The organism is Streptantibioticus silvisoli, assembly GCF_027947535.2.
GTDB classification, from domain to species: domain Bacteria; phylum Actinomycetota; class Actinomycetes; order Streptomycetales; family Streptomycetaceae; genus Streptantibioticus_C; species Streptantibioticus_C silvisoli.
The window spans coordinates 22301-47046 of sequence record NZ_JAAGKO020000024.1; the positions used below are offsets into that span (position 1 = coordinate 22301).

The window sequence follows — 24746 nt, forward strand, 5'->3', positions numbered from 1 at the left end:
AGGGAACCGATGACCCATACCCATCCGTGCCGTCTCGCCATCTGGGCGGCGGCCGTCGTGACGGCGCCGGCCCTGGCGCTGGCCGTGCCGATCGCCGCCGGGGCGGCGCCGGCGGCCGATTCGTGCGGCGTGCTCTCCTCCGGCGCGTCGGCCGCCGCGCAGGCCGCGGTCCAGGCGGCGTGTTCGCAGCTCGGGGTCTGGTACACCTGGGGCGGCGGCCACGGCGCCACCCCGGGCGCGACCTTCGGCTACTACGACGGCAGCGACCCGGCCAGCAAGGACGACGGCAGCCGTCGCGGGTTCGACTGCTCGGGGCTGACCCGGTACGCGTACTACCGGGCGACCGGGCGCGACATCCTGGACGGCACCGCGAGCGACCAGCACAGCAGTCCGCTGGCGGTGCAGCGCTTCAGCGCCGGGCAGGGAGCCGGGCCGCTGCTGCCCGGCGACCTGATGTTCTGGGGCGGCGGCTACGTCCACCACGTGGCGATGTACATCGGCGCCGGCCAGATGGTCGAGGCGTACGAGTCCGGCACCCGCATCCGGCAGACCGCGGTACGCACCGGTGGCGACTACGCCGGGGCGATCCGGCTGGCCGCCTCGCCCGGCAACCCGCCCCCGCCGCCGGCCGGCGGCGGCGCCGTCTTCCAGACCTGGGGCACCGGCGTACGCACCCACAACGCGCCGTCCACCGGCGCCGGGGTGGTCGACGACTTCGCCGGCCCCACCCAGGTCGGGGTGATCTGCCAGGAGCACGCCCAGAAGGTGACGGCCGAGGGCTACACCAACGACGCGTGGTCGAAGCTGTCCGACGGCTCGTGGATCACCAACATCTACCTCAAGGGCCCGGCGTGGCTGGCCGGGGTGGCCGACTGCGGCGGGACCCCGCCGCCCTCCGGCGGCATCACCGAGTCGACCTGGGGCAGCGACGTACGCACCCACAGCGCCGCCAGCACCGACGCCGGCGTCGTCGACCTGTTCCCGGGCCCCACCCGGGTCGGGGTGGTCTGCCAGGAGCACGCGCAGAAGGTGTCGGCCGAGGGCTACACCAATGACGCGTGGTCGAAGCTGTCCGACGGTTCGTGGATCACCAACATCTACCTCAAGGGCGACGCCTGGCTGGCCGGCGTGCCCGGTTGCTGACGCCGCTTCGGGGGCAGGCGACGAAGGAGGCCGAGCGGTAACGCGGTCGCGGCGGTCCACGGCCGGGTACCCGTGGACCGCCCCGGTCCGTTTACGCTCGCGGGTGAGACCACCGGACCCGAGGGGGAAGAACCCATGAGCGACAGCGGTCAGGACGGCGTGGTCGTCTACTGGCGACCCATGTGCACCTACTGCCTGAAACTCCTGCTGCTCCTGCGGTTCACCCGCCTGCGGTACACCAAGGTGAACATCTGGAAGGACCCCGGGGCCGCGGCGTTCGTCCGCTCGGTGGCGGACGGGAACGAGACCGTGCCGACCGTCACCGTGGCCGGCCGGCCGATGGTCAACCCCTCCAAGCGGCACCTGATGGAAGCGGTCCGGACCCACGCGCCGCGGTCGCTCCGCTGACGGGGCGCGTCCCCGGCGGCACCCCGCCCCTGTGCCGGGCGGCATCCCGCTGGTGTCCCTGCCGGTGCGCGTCCACCTCCCGCGCCGGCCGGTCCGCTACGCTGCCTTGCCCGTTGCCACGTCAAGGGGCCCGCGTCCACCGCCTGTCGAGCGGTCGGCGGTTGACCGAATATCCGGCCGCGGGGCACAGGGGCCCGGCGGTGACCCGATGCTTGGAGTTGGTGCGGGCATGCTGAGCGAGACCGTGTTCCGGAGCGAGGACCTGGCGGTGGCCGACCGGTTCGACGCCTGGCGGGCGTGCATGAACGACACGCACGCGCCCCTGGATCTGAGCAGCGATCACGCGGCGGACTTCCGGGCGCACCAGCGGCTCATCCGGCTCGGTGAGGCGTCGGTGTGGCCGGCGACCTTCCAGCAGCTGATCTTCCGGCGCACGCCGAAACTGATCCGGCAGTCCGATCCGGAGGTCTACCACCTCTCCCTGCTGGTGAAGGGGGAGGCGCGCGTCTCGTGGGGCCGGCAGGGAGCCGCCTACAGCGCGTACGACTTCCATACCAACGACTCCGGCCGCCCCTACGAGATATGGACCGGCGCGCAGCCGATCACCTCCGTGGGCGTCGAAGTCCCCAAGGCCCTGCTGCCGTTGCCCCGCAACAAGGCCGGCCAGGTGCTCGGGCGCCGGATGTCGGGGCGGGAGGGGATCGGTGCCCTGCTGGCGCAGTTCCTGGCCCAGATGGCGGCGGACACCAGCGCCTACCGGCCCGCCGACGGCCCCCGGCTCGGCCTGGTCCTGACCGATCTGGTCACGGCGCTGTTCGCCCACACCCTCGACGCGGACTCCAGCCTGCCGCCGGAGACGCGCACCCGGACCCTGACGCTGCGGATCAAGTCGTTCATCCGCCGGCACCTGCACGACCCGGAACTGACACCGGCCGGCATCGCCGCCGCGCACCACATCTCGCGCAGCTACCTGCACCGGCTGTTCCAGGCCGAGGACACCACCGTGTCCGCCTACGTCCGCCACCAGCGCCTCGAAGCAGCCCGCCGCGACCTCGTCGACCCGGCCCTGCGGACCACGCCCGTCCACGTCATCGCGGCCCGCTGGGGGTTCCCCCGCGCGGCCGACTTCAGCCGTGCCTTCCGCGCCGCCTACGGCTCGACGCCCACCAGCCACCGCCACCAGGCGCCGCACCCCGGTACCGGGCCCGGCCGCTGACCCGCGGCGCCGAACGCCGACGCCCGCGGGGAGCGGACCGCCCCGCACCGCGTGTGTGCCTCCAGTGCACTGATTGCAAAGCATCCGTGTACCGAGTGACAACGACAAGGGCCGCGCCACCGGGCAGTGTTGGCGCAGGCGCTTCGGCAACGCGGGGCCTGCGGGCCCGACGGCCCGTGAACGAGGACACCGGGGCGGGAGCCCGGTGACCGGTGGTGAACGGGCGACGGCGCGGCCGGTGCCCGACAGTGCAGTGACACAAAGGGGAGAACCGTGGTCCGTCACAGAAGAGTCCTGGCCCTCGCCGCGAGCGCGGCACTGATCGTCCTCGGCCTGACCGAGCCGGCCGGCGCGGTGACGCCGGCCGCCGAGGGCAGCTTCCCGATCGAGCTGTCCGGCTGCCATGTGACGGAGGAGATCGAACTCCAGGGGTCCCCGGCCCACGACTACATGCGCTGGGAGACCACCAGCAACTCCACCGGTTGTGAGGCCGCCATCTACACCAACGGCGCCGAGGTCGAGCACCAGGACATCACCACGTCCGGGTACCACGTCAGCGGCTGGTACTACGACGGTCCCGGCGACACCGACCAGGTGTGCGTCTCCTCGGGCGACGCGGGGAAGTGCGGACCGGCCAACTGATCCACCGACTCCCGGGGCGGGGAGCCCCGGGTGGGGGGACGGCGGCAGGGGGGAGCGGCGGTGGCTCGGGGAGGTTCCCGGGTCGCCCGGCAGGTGCCGGGTGGTCCGGGGCGGGACCTCGCGGGCCGCGGCCGGCTTGCCGCCGGAAGGGACCGCGGGCGGGCGGCGCCGCCCGCCCGCGGTCCCGTCGCGCCGTTCCGCGGCACGCGCCGACCGGAAATGCCGTGCGCGCGGGGGCGCACGGTCCGGCAGCGCCGGTCGGCGGCGCTGCCCGGCACCGGGCGCGAGCGCGCCGATGCGACGACGAAGGGCTCCACCCTGGGGTGGAGCCCTTCGCCTTGCCGCCCGGACGGAGCCGGGTTCCGTCCGGGCCGGTCCGCCGGCCGCCGGTGCGGGTGTGACGAGACCGGCCGGCGGCCGTTCCGTGCGGGGGTTACGAGGCCGGGGTCGGCCAGGGACCGCAGAACGGGGTGCCGTCGACGCCGGAGTTGCCGCCGCCGTCGGTGACGGTGAAGTTGCCGCCCTCGCAGTTGTAGACGGGCGAGGAGGCGCCGACCCCGGTGGCGGTGACGCCGGTGAGGGTGGCCGCGCCGCCGGTCTGCTCCTGGAGGGCGAAGGTGCCGGTGCCGTTGATCGTCACGTTGTTGAGCGAGACACCGCTGATGGTGCCCTCGACCCACTGGACGGCTTCGTAGGGGCTCTGCTCGATCAGCGTGTCGGACACGTTGACCGGGCCGGTGATGGCGCCCTGGCTGCCGTCGAACCACAGCGCGCCGACGCCGAACTGCCAGTTCGGGTCGAGGTCGCCGTCCCGCACGAGGGTGTTGCCGGAGACGGTGGTGGTGCCCACGGGGGTGGAGGTGAAGCGCTGCGCGACGGTGATGCCGCCGCCCTGGTTGATCCCGGTGTCCTGCACGAGGTTGCCGGAGACGGTGTTGTCGTGGCCGCCGTAGATCGCGATGCCGTTGGCGAGCATCTGGAGCTGGACGGTGTTGTTGGAGATGGTGTCGTTGGCGTCGGCGCCCAGGCTGGAGTCGGCCCAGGTGGCGATGCCGTCGTCACCGGTGTTGCGGATGTCGCTGTTGGTGACCTTGGAGTTGGTCACGCCGCCGTGGAAGTTGATGCCGTCCGCGGTGGTGTCGCGGATCCGCATGCCGGAGAAGGTCAGGCCGTCCATCGGCCCGTCCATCCAGGCGCCGACCTTGTCGTGCTCGATCCAGATGTTCGAGACGGTCGAGCTGCTCATCGCGCCGCCGATCCCGTTGACCTGGGCGCTGTCGTCCCGCTCCTGGACGTTGCCGAAGATCGCGAAGTTCTGCAGGTGCACGTTGGTGCTCGGCGACGGAGCGGAGTTGCCGTAGAAGCCCGGCGCCGCACCGGTCACCGTCGAGTACCACATGCCGGCACCGGCGACGGTGACGTTGTTGACCGCGATGTGGCCGGGGATGTTGTACGTGCCCGGCGGAATCCACACCGTGCCGCCCGAACCCGCCGCCGCGATCGCCGCGTTGAACGCGCTGGTGGAGTCGGCCACGCCGCTGGAGTCCGCGCCCTTGTCGGTCACCGAAACCGAACCGGCCGGCTGCGACTGTGCCGCGCCGACCTGCTCGAAGTCCGCGAAGTCGATCGTGTACGAGGACGCGCTGTCCCCGGAGTCCACCTGGAGCTTGAAGGTGGTGCCCGCCGGGTACGTCGTGTCGAACAGCCGGTGCACCTCGTCGAAGAAGTGGTGCTGGCCGCCGCTGCTGGGGGTGTTGGTGAACGGGTAGCTGCCGTAGTACCAGCTGTAGGCGTTCGTCAGGCTGAAGTCGGACTGCTTCGTGCCGTTGACGTACAGCGACAGCGGAGCGTTGTACACCGAGCCGTCCGAGGAGTCCGGGATGCTGTACCGGAAGTCGATCGAGTTGGTGGCGACCGGCGTGGTGAACGTGACGTACTGCCCGCTGCCGTTGCCGCTCAGCGTCACCGCCTTGCGGCCCGACGCCTCGTCGGCCAGCTGGCCCTGGGCGTAACTCGGGCCGATGACCGACCCGTTGGTCGCGGAGCTCTCCGCCTGGACCTCGGAGTACGGCAGGGACGCGCCGCTGCCACCGGTGGCGGCGGCGGGGGTGGTGTCCGTCTGCACCGGCATGGCCGCGGCCGGCTGGATCGCCAGTCCGAGGACGCCTCCGGAGGCCAGCAGCGCGGTGCCGCCTCCCAGCGCGACCACACGCTTGAGACTTCTGAGGGACGTGAACACGTTCTCTCCTTTCCGCGCACAACGCCTGGCCCGTACCCGTCGGCATCCCGGTCAGGACTGGACGGAAACACGAACAGCACGGTCAGGAAAGGCGGTTGGGCGCTGCCCCTGCGCCTCAAGGGCTCAACGAGCCGGTGGGGGCGAGGTGGTGCAGGGACACGTGGGGACGGTGGGGGGTGACCGGGGGGTGGCGACGCAGTGGAACGTAGTCTCTTCGACACATGCTTGCAATATGCGTACCAAAGTTCGTGGAAAATTGACTGTTTGCAGCAAGAAGCCGCGCAAGAACGCAAGACCTTACTCAACCTGCGGCTTCGGCCCCTTGGGTGCCGCCGCCGCGGTCGACCCGCCAGGGCGGCCCTCCGAGGCAGGGGAGGGTCGGTCGCCGGCGTCCGGCACGGCGTACGGGAGGGACTGCCCGGCGCCGGCAGCCGTGCGCGCGGGGGCGTGGCGGCGAGGTGATCGACGCCACCGGAGTCCGGTCGGCGATCCGCGTCACCGGGCGTTCCGGCCGACCCCTGCGGAACGCCCCCCGGGCGGCCGTCGACGGGCACGGACCTCTCGCACCCGCTCCCCGGCGGTGGTCTCGTCTCTCTCGGCGGATTCATCGCGCCGGACTTCTCCGATCCGACGGCCGTCGAATTGCGCCGCCCGTGCGAGGAGCGTACCGAATCCCCTTTCTTCGGGAGGCTGTTCCTCCGCAAGGTGTTTTTCCGCCGGATCGCCTGAGCCGTCGCGCCCCGGTCGGCGGCGACAACTCCCGCCTTGCGCTGGGGAGTGTGCGCCGGGCGGAGGCTGGCGGGGGAAAGTCCATGCTTGACGGGCCGCACGCGGGTACGCCGGGCTGTCGTGGCTTCCCCGTTCCGCGAGGCGCCGAGGAATCGCACGGCTGAGTTGGCGGCGTCGGCCGGAGGCAACGGCATTGCCGCCGCGAGATCCTTCACCCGTTGGCGGTGCACCCTCGCGAACGGAATCCGAATAAACATCGTTCCCAACTCCCCGGAGGTCACTGGAAATACGGGAAGTGGCGCCCGGAACCGCAGGTCGCTTGCAGCGGCTGACCATGAGCTGCGTCGTTGGTGGGTGGGGAGGCGGGGCAGCGGTGTGTCGAGACGGGGGCGCGTTGCTGTCTTCGGAAACCGTTGACTGGTCGTTGACATCGGCAACGGCCTCGCGTCGCCAAACCGTTGACCTTCGCAACGACCAGTCAACGAATGTGCGAACCGGCACTGCCGCTCCTGCTCGACACGCCGGAACGAACACCGCTGGCCCGGTTCGTTCGCGGCCGGGCGCGCGTCCCGACGAGTCGTTGCGCGATCCCGTGTGGCGGTCGGGCCGCAGCACCTGCCGGTGGCGGGGGCGTCCGGAGGTCGCTTGTAGGCCGCGCAGGCAATACTGTACAGGTGAAACTGGACAGTTCAGGCTGCGGAAGTTAGCGTGCGGGCATGCGTGAGAACCCGGGCCTTTCGTCCTCGGCCGTTCAGGCGTCGCGCGAGGTCCGTGCGGTCATCAGCCGCTTGCGGCGCCGCATCCTGAACGCCGCCGAGGTGGAGGACATCACCTTGGGCCAGGCGTCCGTCATGGCCCGGCTGTCCGGCAAGGAGGGCGTCACGGCGAGCGAACTCGCCGCCGCCGAAGGCGTGCGGCACCAGTCGATGACGGCGACGGTCGCCGCGCTGGCCGGGATGGGGATGGTGGAGCGCAGCCCCGACCCGGATGACGGGCGGCGCCTGCTGATCACGCTGACCGCGGAGGGCCACCGCCGGGTGGAGGAGGGACGGCAGGCCCGCACGGAATGGCTCGCCGGCCAGTTGCAGGGCCAGTGCACGGAGGAGGAACGCCGGACCGTGATCGCCGCCATGGCCGTCCTGGAGCGGCTGACCCACGACTGATCCGACGACGGGCGCGGTGAATCCGACGACGGCAGCCGTGGTTCCGACGGCCGATGCCACGGGTCCGCGCCCGGCACCGGCGTGCTCCACCTCCCACTGAGCGTCCTCGACCGCACGCCCGGCCACCGCTCCGTGCCCGCCAGCACTGCCGGCCCACACCACGAGACGTCCCCCTACCGCGCCCTACCGCGTCCCACCGCGCCGCACCGCGCCCCCCGTACCCGAAAGGCATCACCATGTCCCGTACCGCCCTGCTGCTGATGGACCTCCAGCGCACCCACATCGCCCACCTGCCCGCCGACTACCTGCCCCGCGCCGTGCGCGCTCTTAACACGGCCCGCGCGGCCGGCGTCCCGGTCATCCACGTGGCCCTTCAGCTGCGGCGCGGTCACACGGACGTCCACCCCCGCAACAAGATCTTCGGCGCCCTTCCGCCGCACCTCTTCACGGCCGACGACCCCGGTGCCGCCATCCACCCCGACGTCGCCCCCGCCGACGGGGAGATCGTCGTGCACAAGAACCGCGTCAGCGCCTTCGCCGGCAACAACCTCCAGCAGATCCTGACCGCGCAGGACGTCGGCCACCTCGTCCTGGCCGGCCTGTCCACCGGTGGCATCGTCCTGTCCACCGCCCTCCAGGCCGCCGACCTCGACTACCGGGTCACCGTCCTGTCCGACGCCTGCGCGGACCCCAGCCCCGCCCTGCACGACACGCTGATCAACGAGGTCCTGGCCCGGCGCGGTGAGGTCGCCACCGTCGGCGAGTGGGAGCGGAGTCTCAGCCGAGACGGGCGGTGAGCAGGGCGATGTCGTCGTCGCGGTCCTCGCCGAACGCCAGCAGCAGGGCGTCGCACAGCGCTTCGGGGTCTGCGGGGCCGCGGGCGGCGGCGGACAGGAAGTCGGCGAGGCTGTCGTCGAGGTCCCGGGAGCGTTCCTCGACGAGGCCGTCGGTGATGAGGACGAGCCGGGTGCCGGGTGCGGTCTCGTGCGGTGTGGAGGGCGGGTGGGCGACGCCGAGCCCCAGCAGTGGGCCGTGCTCGTGCAGGAAGGCGGCCTTGCCGTCGGGACCGAGCATGAGCGGCGGTATGTGGCCGGCGTTGGCCACCTGGATCCGCCGCCCGCCGGGTTCGACGAGGATCAGGCACATCGTCACGGTGATGCCGGGCTGCGAGTAGGCCATCAGGTTCTCCAGCCGGTCGAGCACCTGGTGCGGGGCGTGGCCCTCCACGCCGTACGCGCGCAGGGCGTGCCGGATCTCGCCCATCACGGTGGCCGCGGCCAGCGAGTGGCCGGCCACGTCGCCGATGGCGAGCAGGGTGCCGCTGGCCGTCTCCAGCGCCTCGTAGAAGTCGCCGCCGATCTCCGCGTGGTCCGAGGCGGGCCGGTAGCGGAAGGCCAGGTCCAGGCCGGGAACGACCGGCAGCCGGGCGGGCAGGAAGGTGCGCTGGAGGGCGAGGGCGAGCGAGTGCTCGTCGTTGTAGGAGCGCAGGGCCTCCAGGGACAGGGCGCAGGCGTGGGCGAGTTGCTGGAAGAGTTCCTCATCCTCGGTGCCGCGGACCGCGTCGGCCGGAATGGCCAGGCAGGTGGGCGGCCGGCCGGCCTGGGTGCGCGCCAGGACCACCGCCACGTCGCCGTCCAGGTGGTCGTCGGGCAGCAGCGCCTTCCACCGGGCCCGCCGCACCCGCACGGTCGCGGCGCCGGTGGCCGACCCCAGCGGTGCGGCGAGCTGCTTCAGCAGGTCCGCGCCGGCCGGCAGTGACCGGGGTGTTTCCCCCGGGCCGGTGACCTGGCTGTGCACGGCCTGACCCTGCGGGCTGAGGAAGACCGCGCTGGCGGCGCACGACATCAGGGCGGCGGCCCCGCCGGTCGCCGCGGCGGTGAACGAGTGGAAGCCGATCGCCCGGTAGACGTCCAGCGTCGTGCGGTTCAACGTCGTCAGCCGGTCCGCCAGCCGCTCGGCCCGGCGCCGCACCCTCGCGTAGCGCAGGGAGGCCGTCACCGTCGCCAGCAGCTCGTCGCGGTCGATCGGCTGGTCGAGGTAGGCGTCGGCGCCCCGGCGCAGCCCCTCGGCGTGGTGCTCCGGGGTGATCGCGCAGGCCGACACGTGGATGACCGGCAGCCCGGCGGTCCCCGGGGCGCTCTTGATGCGTTCGCAGACCTCGAAACCGCTCATGTCGGGCAGCCGCACGTCGATGAGCGCGACCTCCGGCGGCGTGTGCTGGGCCGCCATCAGCGCCAGCCCCTGAGCGCCGTCGACCGCCTCGATCACGGTGTGGCCGCCGCGGCGCAGCCAACTGGCCAGCAGGTAGCGCGTGCTGTCGTCGTCGTCGATCACCAGCACGGTGGCGGGGGCGCTGTCGAGCGCGGCGTCATCGGTCACCGGTGGGTCTCCTTGGGGTCGGCACGCTGGGGACCGCGTCGGGGCCGGGGGCGGGCGGGGCCGGTTCGGGGGAGCGTTCCGGGGCGGGGGTATCGTCCGGCGGCCGAACGAGGGCGGCGGCCGGGCGGCCCGGCAGCTGGACCTCGACCCGGGTGCCGGCGCCCGGGGCGCTGGTCAGGGTGAGGCCGCCGCCGAGCAGTTCGGCCAGCGCGCGGGCGTACGGCAGGCCGATGCCGGTGCCCTGACGGCCGCGGTGGCGCGGGCCCGGCACCTGGTAGAACTCCTCGAAGACCCGGGTCACGTCCTGTTCGTGGATGCCGATCCCGGTGTCGGTGACGGTGAACGTCAGCCAGTGCTGCGGTCCGTCGGTCATGGTGTCGACGTCGAGGCGGATCTCGCCCTTCTCGGTGAACTTCACCGCGTTGGACAGCAGGTTGCGCAGGATGCGGGTGAGCAGCTCCTCGTCGGTGACGATCACCGGCAGCGTCGCGGGCTCCGGGGTCAGCAGGCGGACCCCGTCCGCCAGTCCCACGCCGTTGAAGGTCCCCCGCAATTGGCCGATCACCGAGCGCAGGTCGACCGGTCCCAGGTGCGGCTCCAGTTGTCCCGCCTCCGCCTTGGCGACGTCCAGCAGGTCGCTGACCAGTGCCAGCAGCGTGTGGCCGGACGCGGCGATCAGGCGGACCTGCTCGTGCTGCTCGGTGTGCAGCACGGGCGAGTCGGGGGCCAGCAGCAGCTGCGAAAGACCGACCACCGCGTTGGCCGGGGTGCGCAGTTCATGGCTGACGTTGGTCCAGAACCGGGTCTTGGCCTCGCCGGCCTCCCGCAACTGGCGTGATTTGTCCTCCAGTTCGGAGTGCAGGGCGACCACTCCGCTGTTGGTCTCCTCCAGTTCCTGCGACAGCTCCGCGTACAGCGCCATCACGCCCCGGTTGGTCTCCTCCAACTCCTCGTTGAGACGCCGCAGTTCCTCCCCCTGGGCCCGGGTCTCCTCCAGCGTCGCGATCAGGTCGCGGGTCTGGGCCCGCAGGTCGTCGGCGAGCGTCGTGTCGGCGGTGGGGCGCAACGCCTCCCGGACCCGTTCGTACCGGGCCTCCGCCGCGGGGCCGCCGGCCGGCACCGGCTGCCGCACCAGCAGGCGGTGCGGCGGCCCGGGCCGGTGGGCGACGTGCGGCACCAGGCGGGCGGCCAGCCGCAGCGACTCGGGACTGGGGGCCGGGCCGTCGGTCCACTCGAAGGCCACCGACAGCACGGCCGGATCACCGGGTTCCATGGTGAACGTCACCACGAGCCCGGCGCAGCCCAGCCGGTCGCGGCCCAGCTCGCTCAGGGCGGTCGCCAGCCGCACCTGGTCCTGGCGTTCCATGCCGAGCGCCTCGCCGGCCGCCTGCGCCTCGCGGCGCAGCGCGAAGACGTCCTGCGCCGAGGTCAGGTACTGGGTGAGCAGCGGATGGCCGTCCCGCTCCCGCACGCTCACCAGGCTCCCTTGACGACCACGATCCCGGCGTCGTCGCGGCGTACGGCCGCTTCCCGCAGCAGCTGTCCCGCCACCACGGCGGGGAGGTGCCCGAGCAGGCCGGGCAGCGCGCCGGGGGTCCACTTCTCCGTCAGGCCGTCGGAGTGCATGACGAGGGCGCCGCCCGCCGCGAGCGGATACTCGAAGGTCCGCAGGCCGCGCATCTGCTGGCCCACGATCCCCGGCGCCGATGTCAGGCCGCTGCGCGAGTCCGGGCCCACCAGGAACCCGCTGATGTTGCCGACACCGCAGTACAGCAGCCGCCCCCGCTCCGGCTCGATCCGCGCGACGGCGACCGCGCCGCCCCGCGTCCCGCGCAACGCCCGGTGGATGTCACCCATGACGGCCTCCGGATGCCGCCCGGAGGTCGTCCGGAACGCCTTGAGCGCCGCCTCGCCGGCCAGGGCGGCCTGCGGACCGTGGCCCAGCCCGTCGCACATCACGGCGAGCAGCGCGGGCCCGTCCGAGACCGCCGTTCCCGTCCCGTACGCGGCCGTGCCGCCGAGACGGGGTGACACCGCGCCGCCGAACCGTCCCGTAGCCGCCGCGCCCACGTGCCCGGCGCCCGCGCCGGGTCGCCCCGAAAGCGCTCCGCCGGACCGCTCCGGGGACCCGGCGCCGAAGCGGCCCCGCTCCGCGCCGCCGGCGTCCCCGGAGCCGGTCGCGCCGCCGTGGACCGGACCGGTCTCGCCGTCGGCCCCGTCCCGGCCGCCCGGGTCGACGCGGACGGCCCAGGCATCCCCGCAGGTGGTCTCCCCGCTGATCGGCCGGGTGATCCCGGCGGCCACCGAGGCGACGGCGTTCGCGCCGCCGACCGTACCGCGCGGCCAGAACTGGGCCGCCATGACCGTGCCGCGACCGGGCAGGGAGTGGATGTCGAACACGTCCGCGAGCCGGGCCACCGCGCCCAGCCCGATGCCCAGGGTGCCCGCCGTGGAGTTCCCGTCGGACATCGCCGCGTCCAGGTCGTCGATGCCGGGGCCGGCGTCGACCGTCACGAACTCCACCGCCGCCTGTCCCCGGCTGCGCAGCACCCGCAGCAGCAGCGAGCCGTCGACCGCGTGCCGCCGCAGGTTGGTCGCCGCCTCGCTGACCGCGAGCGCCACCTCCGAGGCCCGGTGCGCCGACAGGCCCACCCGGCGTGCCAGGGTGGCGGCCGCGCCGCGGGCCGAGGCCGCGACGGACTCGTCGTCGCGGAACCACGCGATGTCCTCGCAGTCGAGCACGGACAGCGCGTTCAGCGCGCCCACTTGATCACCGTGACCTTCGTGCCGCGCCCGGCCTCGGTGTCGAGCGCGAACTCGTCCACCAGGCGCCGCGCGCCGCTGAGTCCGAGCCCCAGACCGCCGCCGGACGTCCAGCCGTCGGTCATGGCCAGTTCGATGTCCGGGATGCCCGGACCGAAGTCCTCGAAGACGGCGGCGACACCGAGCCGCCCGCGACCGCGCACCAGCCCGGCGGTGCAGCTGCCGCCGCCGCCGTAGACCAGGGTGTTGCGGGCGAGTTCGCTGGCCGCGGTGATGAACTTCGTCTGGTCGACGAGCGACAGCTTGCAGCGCTGGGACAGCCCCCGCGCGAACTGCCGCACCCGCACGACGTCGTCGTTCATCACCACCGGCTGTGTCTGCGGCTCGTCATCCGCCGCCCAGGGAACGTTCACGTCCGCTCCGAACGGCCGGATCGCCGCAGCAGGGCCAACCCCTTCTCCAGGTTCAGCGCGGTACGCACCCCGCCCAGCGACAGACCCAGTTCGACGAGGGTGATGGCCACGGCGGGCCGCATGCCGACGACCACCGTCTCGGCGTCGAGCATCCGGGAGATGGCGGCGATGGTGGCGAGCATCCGGCCCACGAACGAGTCGACGATCTCGACGGCGGTGATGTCGATGACCACGCCCCGCGCGCCCTGGTCCACGATCTGCTGGGCGAGGTCCTCCTGGAGGTTGAGGACCGTCTGGTCGTCGAGGTCGACCTGGATGGAGACGAGCAGGACGTCGCCGATGCGCAATACGGGAACACGCTCGCTCACCGGCCGACGCCCCCGCCGCGCGTGATCTCGACACCCGACTTCTTCAGCGCAAGACGGAGCGCGTCCGCCAGGCTGGCCTTGGTCACGATGTCGCCGAACTCGATGCCCAGCGCCACGATGGTCTGCGCGATCTGCGGGCGGATGCCGGACACCGTGCACTCGGCGCCCATCAGGCGGGCGGCCACGATGGTCTTCAGCAGGTGCTGCGCGACCTGGGTGTCGACGGCCGGCACCCCGGTGATGTCGATGATCGCCTGCTCGGAACCGGTGTCCACCAGGGCCTGGAGCAGCTTCTCCATCACCACCTGGGTCCGGGCGGAGTCCAGTGTCCCGACGAGCGGCACCGCGATGACGCCGTCCCACAGCTTGATGACCGGGGTGGACAGCTCCAGCAGCTGGTCCGCCTGGCTGCTGATGATCTCCTCGCGGGTGCGGCTGTAGGTCTCGATGGTGAACAGGCCCAGGTCGTCCAGGAGTCGTCCCAGCCGCAGGTAGGCCCGGATGTCCTGGTCGGAACCGTCCTGGAGCACCGGCTCCAGCACGTGCTTGAGGGCGAAGACGCTGATCGCGGTCTCCGTCGGGGAGAAGCCCTGGCGCGCCCGGTTGCGGGACAGCTCGGTGAGCAGCGCCCGCACCTCGGACATCCCGTCCGCGTGCGCGTCGGCGACGCCGTCGCGCAGGGCCTCCACCAGCGCGGTGTACAGCTCGGTCAGCTCGCGGTCGAGCTCGTTCCTGCTGATCCGCCCCTTCAGGGAGCCCGCGACCCGGTCCACCCAGCCGGTCGCCAGCTCCTGACCGTCGGCCGTGAGCAGTTTCACCATCCCAGGAAAGGCATCCTGCTGCGTCATCCCGGTACTCCTTGCGCCTGAAAAAGTTGCATTCCGACAATCATCGGGAAGCGTACGGCATGCCGGGCCCCGCCCACCCCGTCCGGTCGGAAGAGTGACGTAACCGCACAGGGGAGGAGAATCCGCGGTCCGCCGGACGCACCCCGGGCGCCGAGATGGGTGCGACGGGTGCGACGGGTGCGGTGGTGTGGCGGCCGGGGCGGTTGCGGTGGATGCGGTGTGGTGGCCGGGGTGGCCGGGGTGGGCGCGGCGGCCGGAGCGGGGCGACCACCCCCGCCGTTGACGCGCCGCCCGGCGGGGAACGCGGTCCCGGCAGAATCCGGTCAGCCGGGGCCGACGAGCGTCCAGGGGGTGGGGGTGGCGAGCGCCTGGCGGGGTTTGCCGGCGGCCCAGCGGGCGACCGAGGCGGCGACCACCGCGCCCGGGTCGCGGACCGGGCGGGTGGGCTCGAACGGCTCCGCCATGCTGGTGTAGCTCTGGAACATCGCCAGCAGGTCGACCGCCTGCTGCTGCATGGGGGAGAGCCACTGCCGGGTCAGCGGCAGGTAGAACCGGTCCCAACTGTCGGTCGGCACCGTCGGAGGCGTGGCGATGGGCTCGGCGCCGTGTGCCGCCCGGTACTCGTTGACGGTCCGGCAGACGATGTCCACCATCGTCGACAGCCGCAGACTGTCGCGGCCCGCGGCGACCACCTCCGTGCACGGCGCGGCCGGCGGTGCCCCGAGCGCCGCGGACACGACGGCCTCGGCGACCTCGTCGACCGGCGCGATCTCCGCGTAGCCGTCCGGGTCGCCGATCACCACCGCGGCCAGCCCCGACACCAGGGCGGAGAACAGGGTGTACGGGCCGGAGAACCGCGCGATGCGGCCGTCGGCGCGGCGGCCGACGACCAGCGGGGGCCGGACGATGGTGAGGGGACCGCGGTGTTCGGTGCCGGCCACCTCCTCGCAGACCGCCTTCGACCACTCGTAACCGTTGCGGTAGCCCTCGAACTCCGCGCCGCGCAGGTCCGAGGCGTTGCGCCCGCCCGCCACGTAGGCGGTGGAGAGGTGCACCAGGTGGGTGTCCGGCCCCGCCAGCCCCAGCACCTCGCGCAGCGTGGTGACGTTGGCGTCGGCGGCCTCCGCGCGGGTCAGGGTCCAGCGGGTGGAGGCGGCGGTGTGCACGATGACGTCCCACCCGCCGGTCAGCCGTGGCGGCGCCGGCTGCCGGCCGATGTCCCAGGGCACCGCCACCCCGGCCGCCGGCCGCCGCGCGGTGGTGACCGGGACCGGGCCGGCGGCGAGCCCCAGCCGCGCGGTCACCTCGCTGCCGATGACACCGGACGCGCCGGTGACCAGGATGCGCACAACGTTCCCTTTCGTCGGATGCCCCGCCCGCGGGCCGCCGGAGGCTCAGCCCGCGGGCGTCAGCACGAGGCAGGAGTTCTGCCCGCCGAACCCGAAGGAGTTGGACAGCACCGGGGCCCGCGTGACGTACCGCGGGGTGCCCGCCACGACGTCGATCCGGTCGGCCACGTCGCTCGCGGTGAGGTTGGCGACCGGCGGCACCACGAGCCGTTCGGCGCAGCGCAGGGCGATCGCGGCCTCCAACGCCCCCGATCCTCCGATGAGATGACCGCTGACGCCCTTGACGGCGGTCACCGGCGGCGCCTGGCCGGCGAAGCAGCGGTGGATGGCGGTGGCCTCGGCGTCGTCGTTGAGGCGGGTTGACGTACCGTGCGCGCTGATCTGCCCGATGTCGCGCGGGGTGAGGCCGGCGTCCGCGATGGCGGCCGCCATGCAGGCCGCGGCGGCCACCCCGTCCGGGCCCGGCGCCACGATGTGGTGGGCGTCGGAGTTGGACGCGTAGCCGGCGATCTCGCCCAGCACGCGCGCGCCCCGGGCCAGCGCGGCCTCCCGGCGTTCCAGCACGAACAGCGCCGCGCCCTCCCCGATGACGAAACCGTCCCGTCCGGCGTCGAAGGGCCGGCTGGCGTGCTCCGGGTCGTCGACGCGGGTGGACAGCGCGCGCATGCGGGCGAAACCGCCGACGAGCACGTGGGTGATCGCCGCGTCGTAGCCGCCGGTGACCACCGCGTCGAGTTCGCCGTACCGCACCCGCCGCGCCGCCTCGCCGATGGCGGTCGTGCCGCTGGCGCAGGCGGTGCAGTACGTCAGGCACGAACCGTGGAAGCCGTACCGCAGGGCGACGCGCGCGGCGGCGGCGTTGGCCATGGTGGCGGGGACGGTGTGCACCGGCATGCGCAGCGGGGCGTCGCCGTAGTCCAGCGCGGTGTTCTCCATGAGCGACAGCCCGCCGATGCCGGTGCCGAGGTGGACCCCGACGCGGTCGGCCGGCAGCCCCTCGGGCAGGGCCGCCTCCCGCAGCGCGTCGGCCGCGGCGCACAGGGCGAGCGCGGTGGGCCGGTCGACCTGCCGCAGTTCCCGCCGGCTGACGTCGGCCTCCATGGCGAACGGCGGCACCTGGCAGCCGATCGGCACGGGGGCGTCCCGTTCGATCAGCCGGTCGACGATCGCGGCCGCCGACTTGGCGGCCAGCACGGCGTCGAACGCGTCGTCGAGGCTGTTGCCGGCCGACGTCCGCAGTCCGATGCCGGTGACCACGACCCGGACGCGGCCGGCGCCGGCGGTGCGGCTCACGCCGTGGCCACCCGTCCGCCGAGCAGTGCGACCGCCTGCCCCACGGTCCTGGCCCGGGCCAGCTCACCGGCGTCGATCCGCACCCCCAACACCTGCTCCAGGCGGGTGCCGACGGCCATCAACTCCAGGCTGTCGATGCCGTATTCGGCCTCCAGGTCGGTCTCGTCGCGCAAGGCGCCGGGTTCGACGCCCAGCACCTCGCAGATGGTGTCGCGGACCACGGCGGCCACGTCTTCGGGCGGTACTCGCATCGGTGACTCCAGGGGTGGGTGCGGTCAGACGGTGACGGCGGACCCGGCCAGGGTGAGGGCGCCGTCGAGGATGCCGAGTGCCTCGGCCAGCTGCGCGTGGGTCGTGGCCAGCGAGGGCAGCAGCCGGACCGTCGTGGGGCGGCTGAGGCAGGGGGAGACGACGAGCCCGGCGCTGGCCAGCTCCACCACGACCTCGCCGGCGGCGTGCGGTACGGCGAAGTCGACGCCCCACAGCAGTCCGCGGCCGGTGACGCCGCGCACGAGGCGGGAGTGCCGGGCGGCGAGGGTCCGCAGCCCGGCCTCGATCGCGGTCGCCAACCCGGCACCGTGCGCGGCGCGCTCCTCGATGGCGGTCAGGGCGGCGGGCAGCGCCGCGCAACTGAGCGGATGACCGCCGAAGGTCGCCGAGTGCAGGAACGGGTCGGCCGCCAGCGGCGCGTACAGCTGCGGCGTGCAGACCACGGCCGACAGCGGCACCACCCCGCCGCCCAGCGGTTTGCCGACCAGGACGGCGTCCACCGCCAGCCCCTCCGCGAGGGCCACCGACCGCTCACCGCAGCGGCGCAGCCCGCACTGGATCTCGTCGGCCACCGCGAACACCCCGTGCGCCCGTGCGTCCCGCGTCCAGCGCCGCAGGACCTCCGGCGCGATCGGCCGGGCGCCGTTCTCCCCCTGCACGGGTTCGAACACCACGGCGGCGACGTCGCCCCGGGCCGCCTCGCGGGCGACGGCACCGGGGTCGGCGGCGTCGATGTGCGTGACGTCCACCGCGCAGCCGCGCAGGCCGGCCCGGAAGAGCGGACTGTGCGTCAGGGCCAGGGCGCCCAGCGTCTTGCCGTGGAAGCCGCCGTTCACCGCCAGGACGCGATCGCGCCCCGACGCCAGCCGGGCCAGCTTGACCGACACCTCGACGGCGTCCGAACCGTTCAGCCCGAAGTACACCTTGGGCAGCACACCGCCGAAGTAGGCCGCCAGACACTCCGCCGCCGCGGCCGTGACCGGGTTGGCGAGACTGCGCGTGGAGGTCGGCATGACGTCGAGCTGGCGGCGCACCGCGGCCGTGACGCCGGGGTGGCGGTGGCCGAGCAGCGTGACGGCGTAGGACCCGAAGTCGAGCATGCTGCGACCGTCGGACAGCTGGACCCGGGCGCCCTGCGCGCCGGTCTCCACCGCACCCCGCCCGGCGAACCTCCCGGTGAGGGCGAGCTTGGCCGACTGGTGCGCGCGCAGCCGGCCGAAGACCACGTCGGCGTCGGCGTCCCGGGTGTCCGGGTGGGCGGGGTGGGCGGGGTGGGCGGGGCGGACGGAGGGGGCGGGATCGGGGGTGGCGGCGGCGGTACGGGTGTCGGGGCGGGTGGGGGAGTGGGTGCCGGGTTCGGGGCTGATGGCGGTGCCGGCGTCACGGTCGGCGGGGGAACGGGCGCCGGAGTCGGGGCTGACGGTGTCCGAGCCGGTGCCGGAGCTGACGGTGCCGGTGCCGGGGCTGACGGTGGCCGGGTCTGCCATGGCGGTGGCCTCCTGCGCGGCGCGGGCGGTGGGCGCGGGCGTCATCCGGTGCTGCCGACGAGTCGTTGTTCGAGTGCGGTGAGCATCTGGTGGGCGTTGTCGCGCAGCGCCTTGGCGGCCACCGGGTTGAGCATGTCGGCCAGCAGCGGGATGCCGATCTCGAAGTCGACGCTCAGCGTGACGACGCTGCCCCCGTCGTCGCCGTGGCGCACCCCCCAGTAACCGCTGAAGTCGGTCAGGTCTCCGCTGAGTTGGTGGAAGTCGAAGCGCATCGCCGCGTGGTCGAGCCGTTCGGACTCCGTCCACTCCAGGACGGACCCCTTGAGGTCCACCGACCAGGCGGTGGTGCGGGTGTCGGGTGCGGTGGTCGCGGTGATCCGCACCGCCCGGACGTTGTCCATGACGTGCGGGTAGCTCTCGACGTCCATGACGGCGGCCCAGCTGTCGGCCACCGGTGCGGCGATGCGCAGTTCCACCTCGACGTGCGGCATGCGGGGGTTCCTCTCGTACGGGTTGGGGAGCGGGTCGTTCGGGTGCCGGCGGGGCGGCCGGCCGGCGCTGCTCCGGCCGGCCGGTCAGGAGCGGGGCGCGAGCGCCTCGGCGTGGGCGGAGCGCAGCGCGGCCGGCAGCAGGGCGCGCAGCGCCGCCCGGGGCAGCGGACGCAGATGGGTCATGGCGTAGGACTGCTCCACCAGGACGCAGCCCATCTCCCGCTTCGGCTCGTACGCGGTCTGCGCGAAGCGGATGTGCTCGCGGCCCTCCGCGATCCCGAGCGCGATGGCCGCGTAGTGCAGGTTGTGGTAGAGCCGGGCGGCGTGCGCGAGCCGGTAGTCCATGCCGATCCGCGCGGCGACCATGCCGCGGCCGCGCAGGAAGCAGTGCAGGTAGCCCACCAGCCGCCGGCCCTCGAAGCAGGCGACGAGCCGCTCGTCGAGCCCGTCCGCCTCCTGGAGCGCCCGCAGGAACGAACCGTCGATGACGTCCAGCACCTGGTCCGCGCGGTCCATGACCTGCCGGTAGAGGCCGAGCATGTCGGGTAACAGCGGTCCGAACGCGGTCAGCGTCTCCATCCGCAGCCCGCTGCCTTCGAACACCCGGATGTTGCGCCGGGCATTGCGGCGCGGCTTGGCCGGCAACGCGGCCAGGTACGCGTCGAACGACCCGTGCCCCAGGGCGAGTTCGGTGTCCGGCAGCGCCGGGGCGAAGAAGAAGCCGTGGGCGTGCAGCGCCGGGCGCAGCGGCGTCAGGTCCCGCTCGCCGAAGTCCTTGAAGACCACCGTCCCCAGCCTGTGGCGGCGGGCGAAACCGAGCGCCGCCGCCACCAGGGCCTCCAGCGCCGGTCCGGACAGCGGCTCGCGGGCCAGCAGGTGGCCCTGGCCGATGAAGTGGCCGCAGAAGAGCATCGGAACGCCCAGCGTCCGCGGCGCCCACCGCACCACCGGAGCCAGCAGCCGCCGCTCGCGGGGACCGACCACGTTCTCCAGCCGCAGGGCGCGCTGCCCGCTCATCGGCAGTACGGCGCTGATCCGGGCGCCCTCGCGCAGCACCGCGTAGCCGAACCGGTCCACGCCGATCGCGCCGCGTTCCATCGCGTCGAACACCTGCCACGCCCACATCGGGTCGTCCGGCGGCGCCAGCTCCTGCCAGACGTCGACCGGGATGTCCCGGATGCCGGACAGCACCTCCACGGTGGGCCGCTCGTTGTGGGAATCCATCTCTTCTCACCTGTCCGGGTCGTCGACGAGCGGGGAGTCTGCGGGGGCGGCCGGGCCGCGGGGCGTCGGGTGGTCGGGGGCGGATGGCGAGGGTGCCGGGTGGTCGGGGTGTCGCGCGACGCGGCCGTCAGGTGATGCGCAGCGGCGCGCCGTCCAGCGCCGCGCACAGCGACTCGGCCATCCGGCCGCGCGATGGCGGGTGGAAGGCCAGCGCGTTGGCGGCGGAGGCCAGGTACGTACCGTCACCGGAGGTGATGAAGGCCATGCCGCCCAGCGCGTCCAGCGCCGTCCGGGTGGTCCGGGCGATGGCGTCCTGCGCGGCGTAACGGGCCACCAGGGCGTCCACCAGCAGCCGTTCGCCGTGCTCGCCGTCGGTCATCGCGCCGGCCACCGCCTCCAGCGCGAGCGTCGCGGCGCCCAGCTCGGTGACCATCGCGGCCCGCTCGGCCGCCGGCACGCCCCCCTTGGCCACGACCCGTTCGACCAGCGCGCCGGCCGCCCCCAGGTAGCCCGCGGTGATGAGGAGTTCGAACCACAGGAAGCCGGCGACGTTCAGCGGGTCGAGGACCGAGTCCGCGGTGACGTCGGTGCGGACCACCATCCGCTCGTCGAGGACGACGTCCGCCAGGACGACCTCGTCGCTCTCCGCACCGGCCAGCACCGGGTTGCCCCAGAACGGCCGCACCGACACCCCTTCGGTCCCGGCCGGCACGATGCCCACCGCCAGCCTGCCGACCCCGTCGGGGCCCGGGAGCACCAGCGAGACGGTGAGCAGGTCCATCGAACGGGCCAGGCTGCACGGCTTCTTGCTGCCGTTGAGCACCACCCGCCCGTCGCGCAGCCCGGCGCTGACGGCCGGCCGCAGGATCGACTGCCCGGTGCGGCCCTCGGAGAAGCCGGAGGCCAGCAGCAGCCCGTCGCCCGCGATCGCCTCCAGCAGCATCCACTCCAGCCCGGACCCGTGCGCGGCCGCCGCCACCAGCCCGGCCACCGAGAAATGGTGCATGGCCGTCGCGGCGGCCAGCGAAGGACTGCGCGCGCCGATCGCCCGCTGCACGCGCACCGCCTGGAGCGGCGTGGCACCGCGGCCGGCGTTGCCGGCCGGTACCACCAGCGCCGGGCCGCCCGCCTCGCGGAACAGCTTGATCCCCGGCCCCGACGGGCTCTCCAGCTGGTCGAGCGGGTGGGCGGCGAGGGCGGCGTCGAGGCCGGGCATGAAGGCGTCGAGCTGCTGGCGTTCCGCGTCGAGGAGGCTCATGCCGCGGCCACCGCCCGGACGGTGACCGGCAGCCGGTCGAAGGACCGCAGCGTGACGCTGTCGCGGCGCACCGGCGGCCCGGCCGGGGACAGACCGGGGAAGCGTTCGAACAGCCGCCGGACCAGTACGGACGCCTCCAGCCGCGCGAGCGCCGCGCCCATGCAGAAGTGCGGTCCCGCGGCGAAGCTCAGCAGCCGGGTGCCGGTGCGCCGCACGTCGAAGCGGTCCGGGTCGGCGAACTCCTGCGGATCACGGTTGGCGGCCGACAGCACGGTGGTCACGCTCGCGCCCCGCGGCACCTCCACCCCCCGGATCCGCGTCGCCCGCCGCGCGACCCGCTCGGTCATGTGGACCGGCCCGTCCCAGCGCAGTGACTCCTCGACGCTCCCCGGGACCGCTCCGGGATCGGCGAGCAGCAGGCCGAGCTGGTCGGGGTGCCGCAGCAGGGCGTGGACGGTCAGTCCCAGCAGGCTCGTGGTGGTCTCGAAGCCGGCGACGAACACCAGGAGCAGCAGGTCGGCGAGTTCGGCCCGGGAGGTGTCCTCGTCGCCGGCCTCCAGCAGCGCCGACGTCAGGTCGTCCGCCGGACGGCGCTCCCGGTGCGCCAGCAACTCCAGGAAGTAGGACCGCAGTTCGCCCACCGCGCGGTCGGTGCGCACCCAGTCCTCCGGGGAGCGGACCGGCTCCAGCAGCCGGGTGGCGTCCTGCCCGAGCTGCGAGAACCCCGGCTGGTCGGCGGCCGGCACGCCGATCAGGTCCCCGACGACCGACACCGGCAGCGGCAGGCCCACCAGTTCCTGGAAGTCGGCGGCCGAGCCGTGCGACGCCGCGTCCGCGAGCCCGTCCAGCAGCCGGTCGGTGGTCGCCAGGACGGCCGGCTCCAGGGCCGCGACCCGGCGCGGGGTGAAACCGCGGCCCACCAGTCTGCGCAGCCGGCTGTGGTCCGCGTCGTTGGCCAGCAGCAGCGACGAGTAGAAGAACTCCGCCGAGGGGTGCTCGCGCCACTCGGGGTGGCGGTCCTGGCACCACTGCGCGTCGGGGGTGGCGAAGGACGGGTCGCTGAGCACCGACTGGCAGTCGGCGTAGGAGGTCAGGAAGACCATGTCGAGGTCGCCGTCGTAGTAGGCCGGGGCGATCTCCCGCAGTCTCGCCAGAGCCGGGAACGGATTCTCCCGCCCCTCGGGGGTGAAGATCGAGAACAGCACGTCCTGGGCTTTCATCGAGCGATCCCCTTACGGCGCGGGCGGGTTCGGGTCGGCTGGTCCGGTGACGATCGGCGGCGTTGCGGAGCGGAGGGCGCGCGGCCGGCGCACCCCGAGGCGCCCCCGGAGGACGACCTCGCGTCAGGCGCCCGGTGCTCCGGGACGCACCGGGACCCGCGCGGGCGTGACGACTGGTAATCGGCACCCTCGCACCTGCGACGTTGAAACCGGCGACCACCCGCTGACGCGGCCTGACGATTCGTCCGGGGGGATGACGGACGGGCGGGCGACGGCGAACATGCGGGGGGACGGCGAACAGGTGGGGCGTGGCGGGGTGGTCGCGGGGCGTGGCCTGCTGTGGCGTGGGCCGGTGGCTCCGGGCCTCCGGCGGGTTCGGCGATCCCGATGCCTTCGATGGCTGAGGGGCTCCGACGGATTCGGGGCTGCGGAGTTCTGGCGGGTTCGGGGCTCCGGTAATTCCGGTGGCTCCGGTGGCTCCGGGCGATCCCGACGCCTGCGGCGACCCGGGTGACTCCGGCGGCGGCCGGTGCGGCACGGCACCCCGTGTTTGCCGGAGTGGCAACGGAACTCGCGGGGTTCCGGCGGCCGGCGCATCATCGGTGCCGGAGCGGTCGGTCGGCGTCCCGCCGGGGGCGGCCGGTGGCGTGCCGGCGTACGGCGGACCCACGGACCAGGAGGACTCATGTCGCGCGACACCCGGGCAGCGGATGCCACCCACCGTCTCGTCCCGTCACCCGCCGGGCGGATCCACCTGGTGGAGCAGGGCAGCGGACCGCTGGTGCTGCTGGTGCACGGGTTCCCCGAGTCCTGGTACTCCTGGCGCCATCAGCTGCACGCGCTGGCCGCGGCCGGATACCGCGCGGTCGCCGTCGACGTCCGCGGCTACGGGCGTTCCTCCCGGCCGCAGGCGCCGGACGCCTACCGGATGCTCGACCTCGTGGAGGACAACGTCGCCGTGGTCCACGCCCTCGGTGAGCGGACCGCGGTGATCGTCGGGCACGACTGGGGTTCGGCCATCGCCGCGAACTCCGCCCTGGTCAGGCCGGACGTCTTCCGCGCCGTCGGACTGCTGAGCGTTCCCTACACCCCGCGCGGCGGGCCGCGGCCCAGCGAGATCTTCGCCCGGATGGGCGGCGACGAGGAGTTCTACGTCTCCTACTTCCAGGAGCCGGGCCGCGCCGAGGCCGAGATCGAGCCGGACGTCCGCGGCTGGCTCGCCGGCTTCTACGCGGCGCTGTCCGCCGACACCATGGCCGCGCCCGGCGCGCCCGACCCGCACTTCGTGGGCCCGGGCGGAACGCTGCGTGACCGGTTTCCGGCCGGCCGGCTGCCCGGCTGGCTCAGCGAGGACGAACTCGACGTCTACGCCGGGGAGTTCGAACGCACCGGCCTGACCGGAGCGCTCAACCGCTACCGGAACATGGACCGCGACTGGCAGGACCTCGCCGCGTTCGACGGCTCGCCCGTCACCCAGCCCTCCCTGTTCGTCGGCGGAGCCCTCGACGCCTCCACCACCTGGCTGGCCGACGCGATCCGGGCCTACCCCGCCACGCTGCCCGGCCTGGTCTCCTCGCACCTCCTCGACGGCTGCGGCCACTGGATCCAGCAGGAACGCCGTGACGAGGTCAACGAGATCCTCACCGGCTGGCTCTCCGCGCTGCCGACCGGCACGACCGCCTGACGGGGTCCGTTCGGCGGTGCTGTCGGGGCGGTCGCTCCGGTGGGGTGGGCGGGGCTGCGCGGGTCGGCGGGGCCGCGCGGTTCGGTGGTTCCGCCGCTGTCGTGCAGCCGAACGGTGCGGTGCCTACCCCGGGGGTCCTGGTACGGCGGCGGAGTCCCG

Annotated in this window: 22 protein-coding genes; 7 read left to right on the forward strand and 15 right to left on the reverse strand. The window is 73.7% G+C overall.

Annotated features, from left to right (window positions below):
• Positions 1–9 precede the first annotated feature (9 nt).
• The 4 genes from POF43_RS17385 (at position 10) to POF43_RS17400 (ending at position 3409) form a co-directional block, all read left to right on the forward strand.
• The gene (locus POF43_RS17385; protein ID WP_271323643.1) at positions 10–1143 is read left to right on the forward strand and encodes a C40 family peptidase; all 1134 of its coding nucleotides are present in this window, start codon (positions 10–12) and stop codon (positions 1141–1143) included.
• 135 nt (positions 1144–1278) lie between these two features.
• Positions 1279–1551: a glutaredoxin domain-containing protein gene (locus POF43_RS17390; protein ID WP_271316757.1), complete on the forward strand. Its 273-nt coding sequence runs from the start codon at positions 1279–1281 to the stop codon at positions 1549–1551.
• 229 nt (positions 1552–1780) lie between these two features.
• Positions 1781–2767: an AraC-like ligand-binding domain-containing protein gene (locus POF43_RS17395; RefSeq protein ID WP_271316756.1), complete on the forward strand. Its 987-nt coding sequence runs from the start codon at positions 1781–1783 to the stop codon at positions 2765–2767.
• A 273-nt stretch (positions 2768–3040) separates the two neighbouring features.
• Positions 3041–3409: a hypothetical protein gene (locus POF43_RS17400; protein ID WP_271323644.1), complete on the forward strand. Its 369-nt coding sequence runs from the start codon at positions 3041–3043 to the stop codon at positions 3407–3409.
• A gap of 433 nt (positions 3410–3842) precedes the next feature.
• On the opposite strand, the gene POF43_RS17405 is transcribed toward POF43_RS17400, so the two are convergent.
• Entirely contained in the window at positions 3843–5648 is a 1806-nt protein-coding gene (locus POF43_RS17405; RefSeq protein ID WP_282704636.1) for a glycosyl hydrolase family 28-related protein, read from the reverse strand.
• 1445 nt (positions 5649–7093) lie between these two features.
• Here POF43_RS17405 and POF43_RS17410 point away from each other — a divergent pair.
• Positions 7094–7540, forward strand: a complete 447-nt coding sequence (locus tag POF43_RS17410; protein ID WP_271325457.1) for a MarR family winged helix-turn-helix transcriptional regulator — start codon at positions 7094–7096, stop codon at positions 7538–7540.
• A 236-nt stretch (positions 7541–7776) separates the two neighbouring features.
• Positions 7777–8337 carry a cysteine hydrolase family protein gene (locus tag POF43_RS17415; protein ID WP_271325456.1) on the forward strand — a complete coding sequence of 187 codons (561 nt, stop codon included), beginning with the start codon at positions 7777–7779 and terminating at the stop codon, positions 8335–8337.
• Here POF43_RS17415 and POF43_RS17420 read toward each other — a convergent pair.
• The 14 genes from POF43_RS17420 to POF43_RS17485 all read right to left on the reverse strand — a co-directional run bounded on the left by POF43_RS17420 (position 8318) and on the right by POF43_RS17485 (position 22903).
• A complete protein-coding gene (locus POF43_RS17420; protein WP_282704637.1) occupies positions 8318–9919 on the reverse strand; it encodes a SpoIIE family protein phosphatase in 1602 nt (533 codons plus the stop codon). The two genes, POF43_RS17415 and POF43_RS17420, sit on opposite strands and share 20 nt — an antisense overlap.
• Positions 9909–11396 (reverse strand): sensor histidine kinase, encoded by a 1488-nt coding sequence (locus tag POF43_RS17425; protein ID WP_282704638.1) that lies wholly within the window; start codon positions 11394–11396, stop codon positions 9909–9911. Before POF43_RS17425 ends, POF43_RS17420 begins: the two co-directional genes overlap by 11 nt.
• The gene (locus POF43_RS17430) at positions 11393–12685 is read right to left on the reverse strand and encodes an ATP-binding SpoIIE family protein phosphatase (protein ID WP_271325169.1); all 1293 of its coding nucleotides are present in this window, start codon (positions 12683–12685) and stop codon (positions 11393–11395) included. The genes POF43_RS17425 and POF43_RS17430 overlap by 4 nt, the downstream gene beginning before the upstream one ends.
• Complete coding sequence (locus POF43_RS17435) at positions 12673–13044, reverse strand: ATP-binding protein (protein ID WP_271315918.1); 372 nt, start codon at positions 13042–13044, stop codon at positions 12673–12675. Before POF43_RS17435 ends, POF43_RS17430 begins: the two co-directional genes overlap by 13 nt.
• Positions 13045–13091: 47 nt before the next feature.
• The gene (locus tag POF43_RS17440; protein WP_271315913.1) at positions 13092–13463 is read right to left on the reverse strand and encodes an STAS domain-containing protein; all 372 of its coding nucleotides are present in this window, start codon (positions 13461–13463) and stop codon (positions 13092–13094) included.
• Complete coding sequence (locus POF43_RS17445) at positions 13460–14311, reverse strand: STAS domain-containing protein (protein ID WP_271315914.1); 852 nt, start codon at positions 14309–14311, stop codon at positions 13460–13462. The genes POF43_RS17440 and POF43_RS17445 overlap by 4 nt, the downstream gene beginning before the upstream one ends.
• 323 nt (positions 14312–14634) lie before the next feature.
• Complete coding sequence (locus POF43_RS17450; RefSeq protein WP_282704639.1) at positions 14635–15660, reverse strand: SDR family oxidoreductase; 1026 nt, start codon at positions 15658–15660, stop codon at positions 14635–14637.
• Between the two features lie 45 nt (positions 15661–15705).
• A complete protein-coding gene (locus POF43_RS17455; RefSeq protein WP_271325345.1) occupies positions 15706–16953 on the reverse strand; it encodes a beta-ketoacyl-[acyl-carrier-protein] synthase family protein in 1248 nt (415 codons plus the stop codon).
• Complete coding sequence (locus tag POF43_RS17460; protein ID WP_271315917.1) at positions 16950–17204, reverse strand: acyl carrier protein; 255 nt, start codon at positions 17202–17204, stop codon at positions 16950–16952. Before POF43_RS17460 ends, POF43_RS17455 begins: the two co-directional genes overlap by 4 nt.
• A gap of 24 nt (positions 17205–17228) precedes the next feature.
• On the reverse strand, positions 17229–18755 hold the full coding sequence (locus POF43_RS17465) for an aspartate aminotransferase family protein (RefSeq protein ID WP_282704640.1): 1527 nt from the start codon (positions 18753–18755) through the stop codon (positions 17229–17231).
• Positions 18752–19201: a type II toxin-antitoxin system RatA family toxin gene (locus POF43_RS17470; RefSeq protein ID WP_271324637.1), complete on the reverse strand. Its 450-nt coding sequence runs from the start codon at positions 19199–19201 to the stop codon at positions 18752–18754. Before POF43_RS17470 ends, POF43_RS17465 begins: the two co-directional genes overlap by 4 nt.
• Positions 19202–19285: 84 nt before the next feature.
• Positions 19286–20425 carry a GNAT family N-acetyltransferase gene (locus POF43_RS17475; protein WP_271324638.1) on the reverse strand — a complete coding sequence of 380 codons (1140 nt, stop codon included), beginning with the start codon at positions 20423–20425 and terminating at the stop codon, positions 19286–19288.
• A 127-nt stretch (positions 20426–20552) separates the two neighbouring features.
• Entirely contained in the window at positions 20553–21683 is a 1131-nt protein-coding gene (locus tag POF43_RS17480) for an acyl-CoA dehydrogenase family protein (RefSeq protein ID WP_282704641.1), read from the reverse strand.
• Positions 21680–22903, reverse strand: coding sequence for a cytochrome P450 (locus POF43_RS17485; protein ID WP_271325609.1), 1224 nt, complete (start codon positions 22901–22903; stop codon positions 21680–21682). Before POF43_RS17485 ends, POF43_RS17480 begins: the two co-directional genes overlap by 4 nt.
• Positions 22904–23588: 685 nt before the next feature.
• Between POF43_RS17485 and POF43_RS17490 the strand changes: the two genes are divergently transcribed.
• The gene (locus POF43_RS17490; protein ID WP_271325976.1) at positions 23589–24587 is read left to right on the forward strand and encodes an alpha/beta fold hydrolase; all 999 of its coding nucleotides are present in this window, start codon (positions 23589–23591) and stop codon (positions 24585–24587) included.
• The last annotated feature ends 159 nt before the right edge of the window (positions 24588–24746 follow it).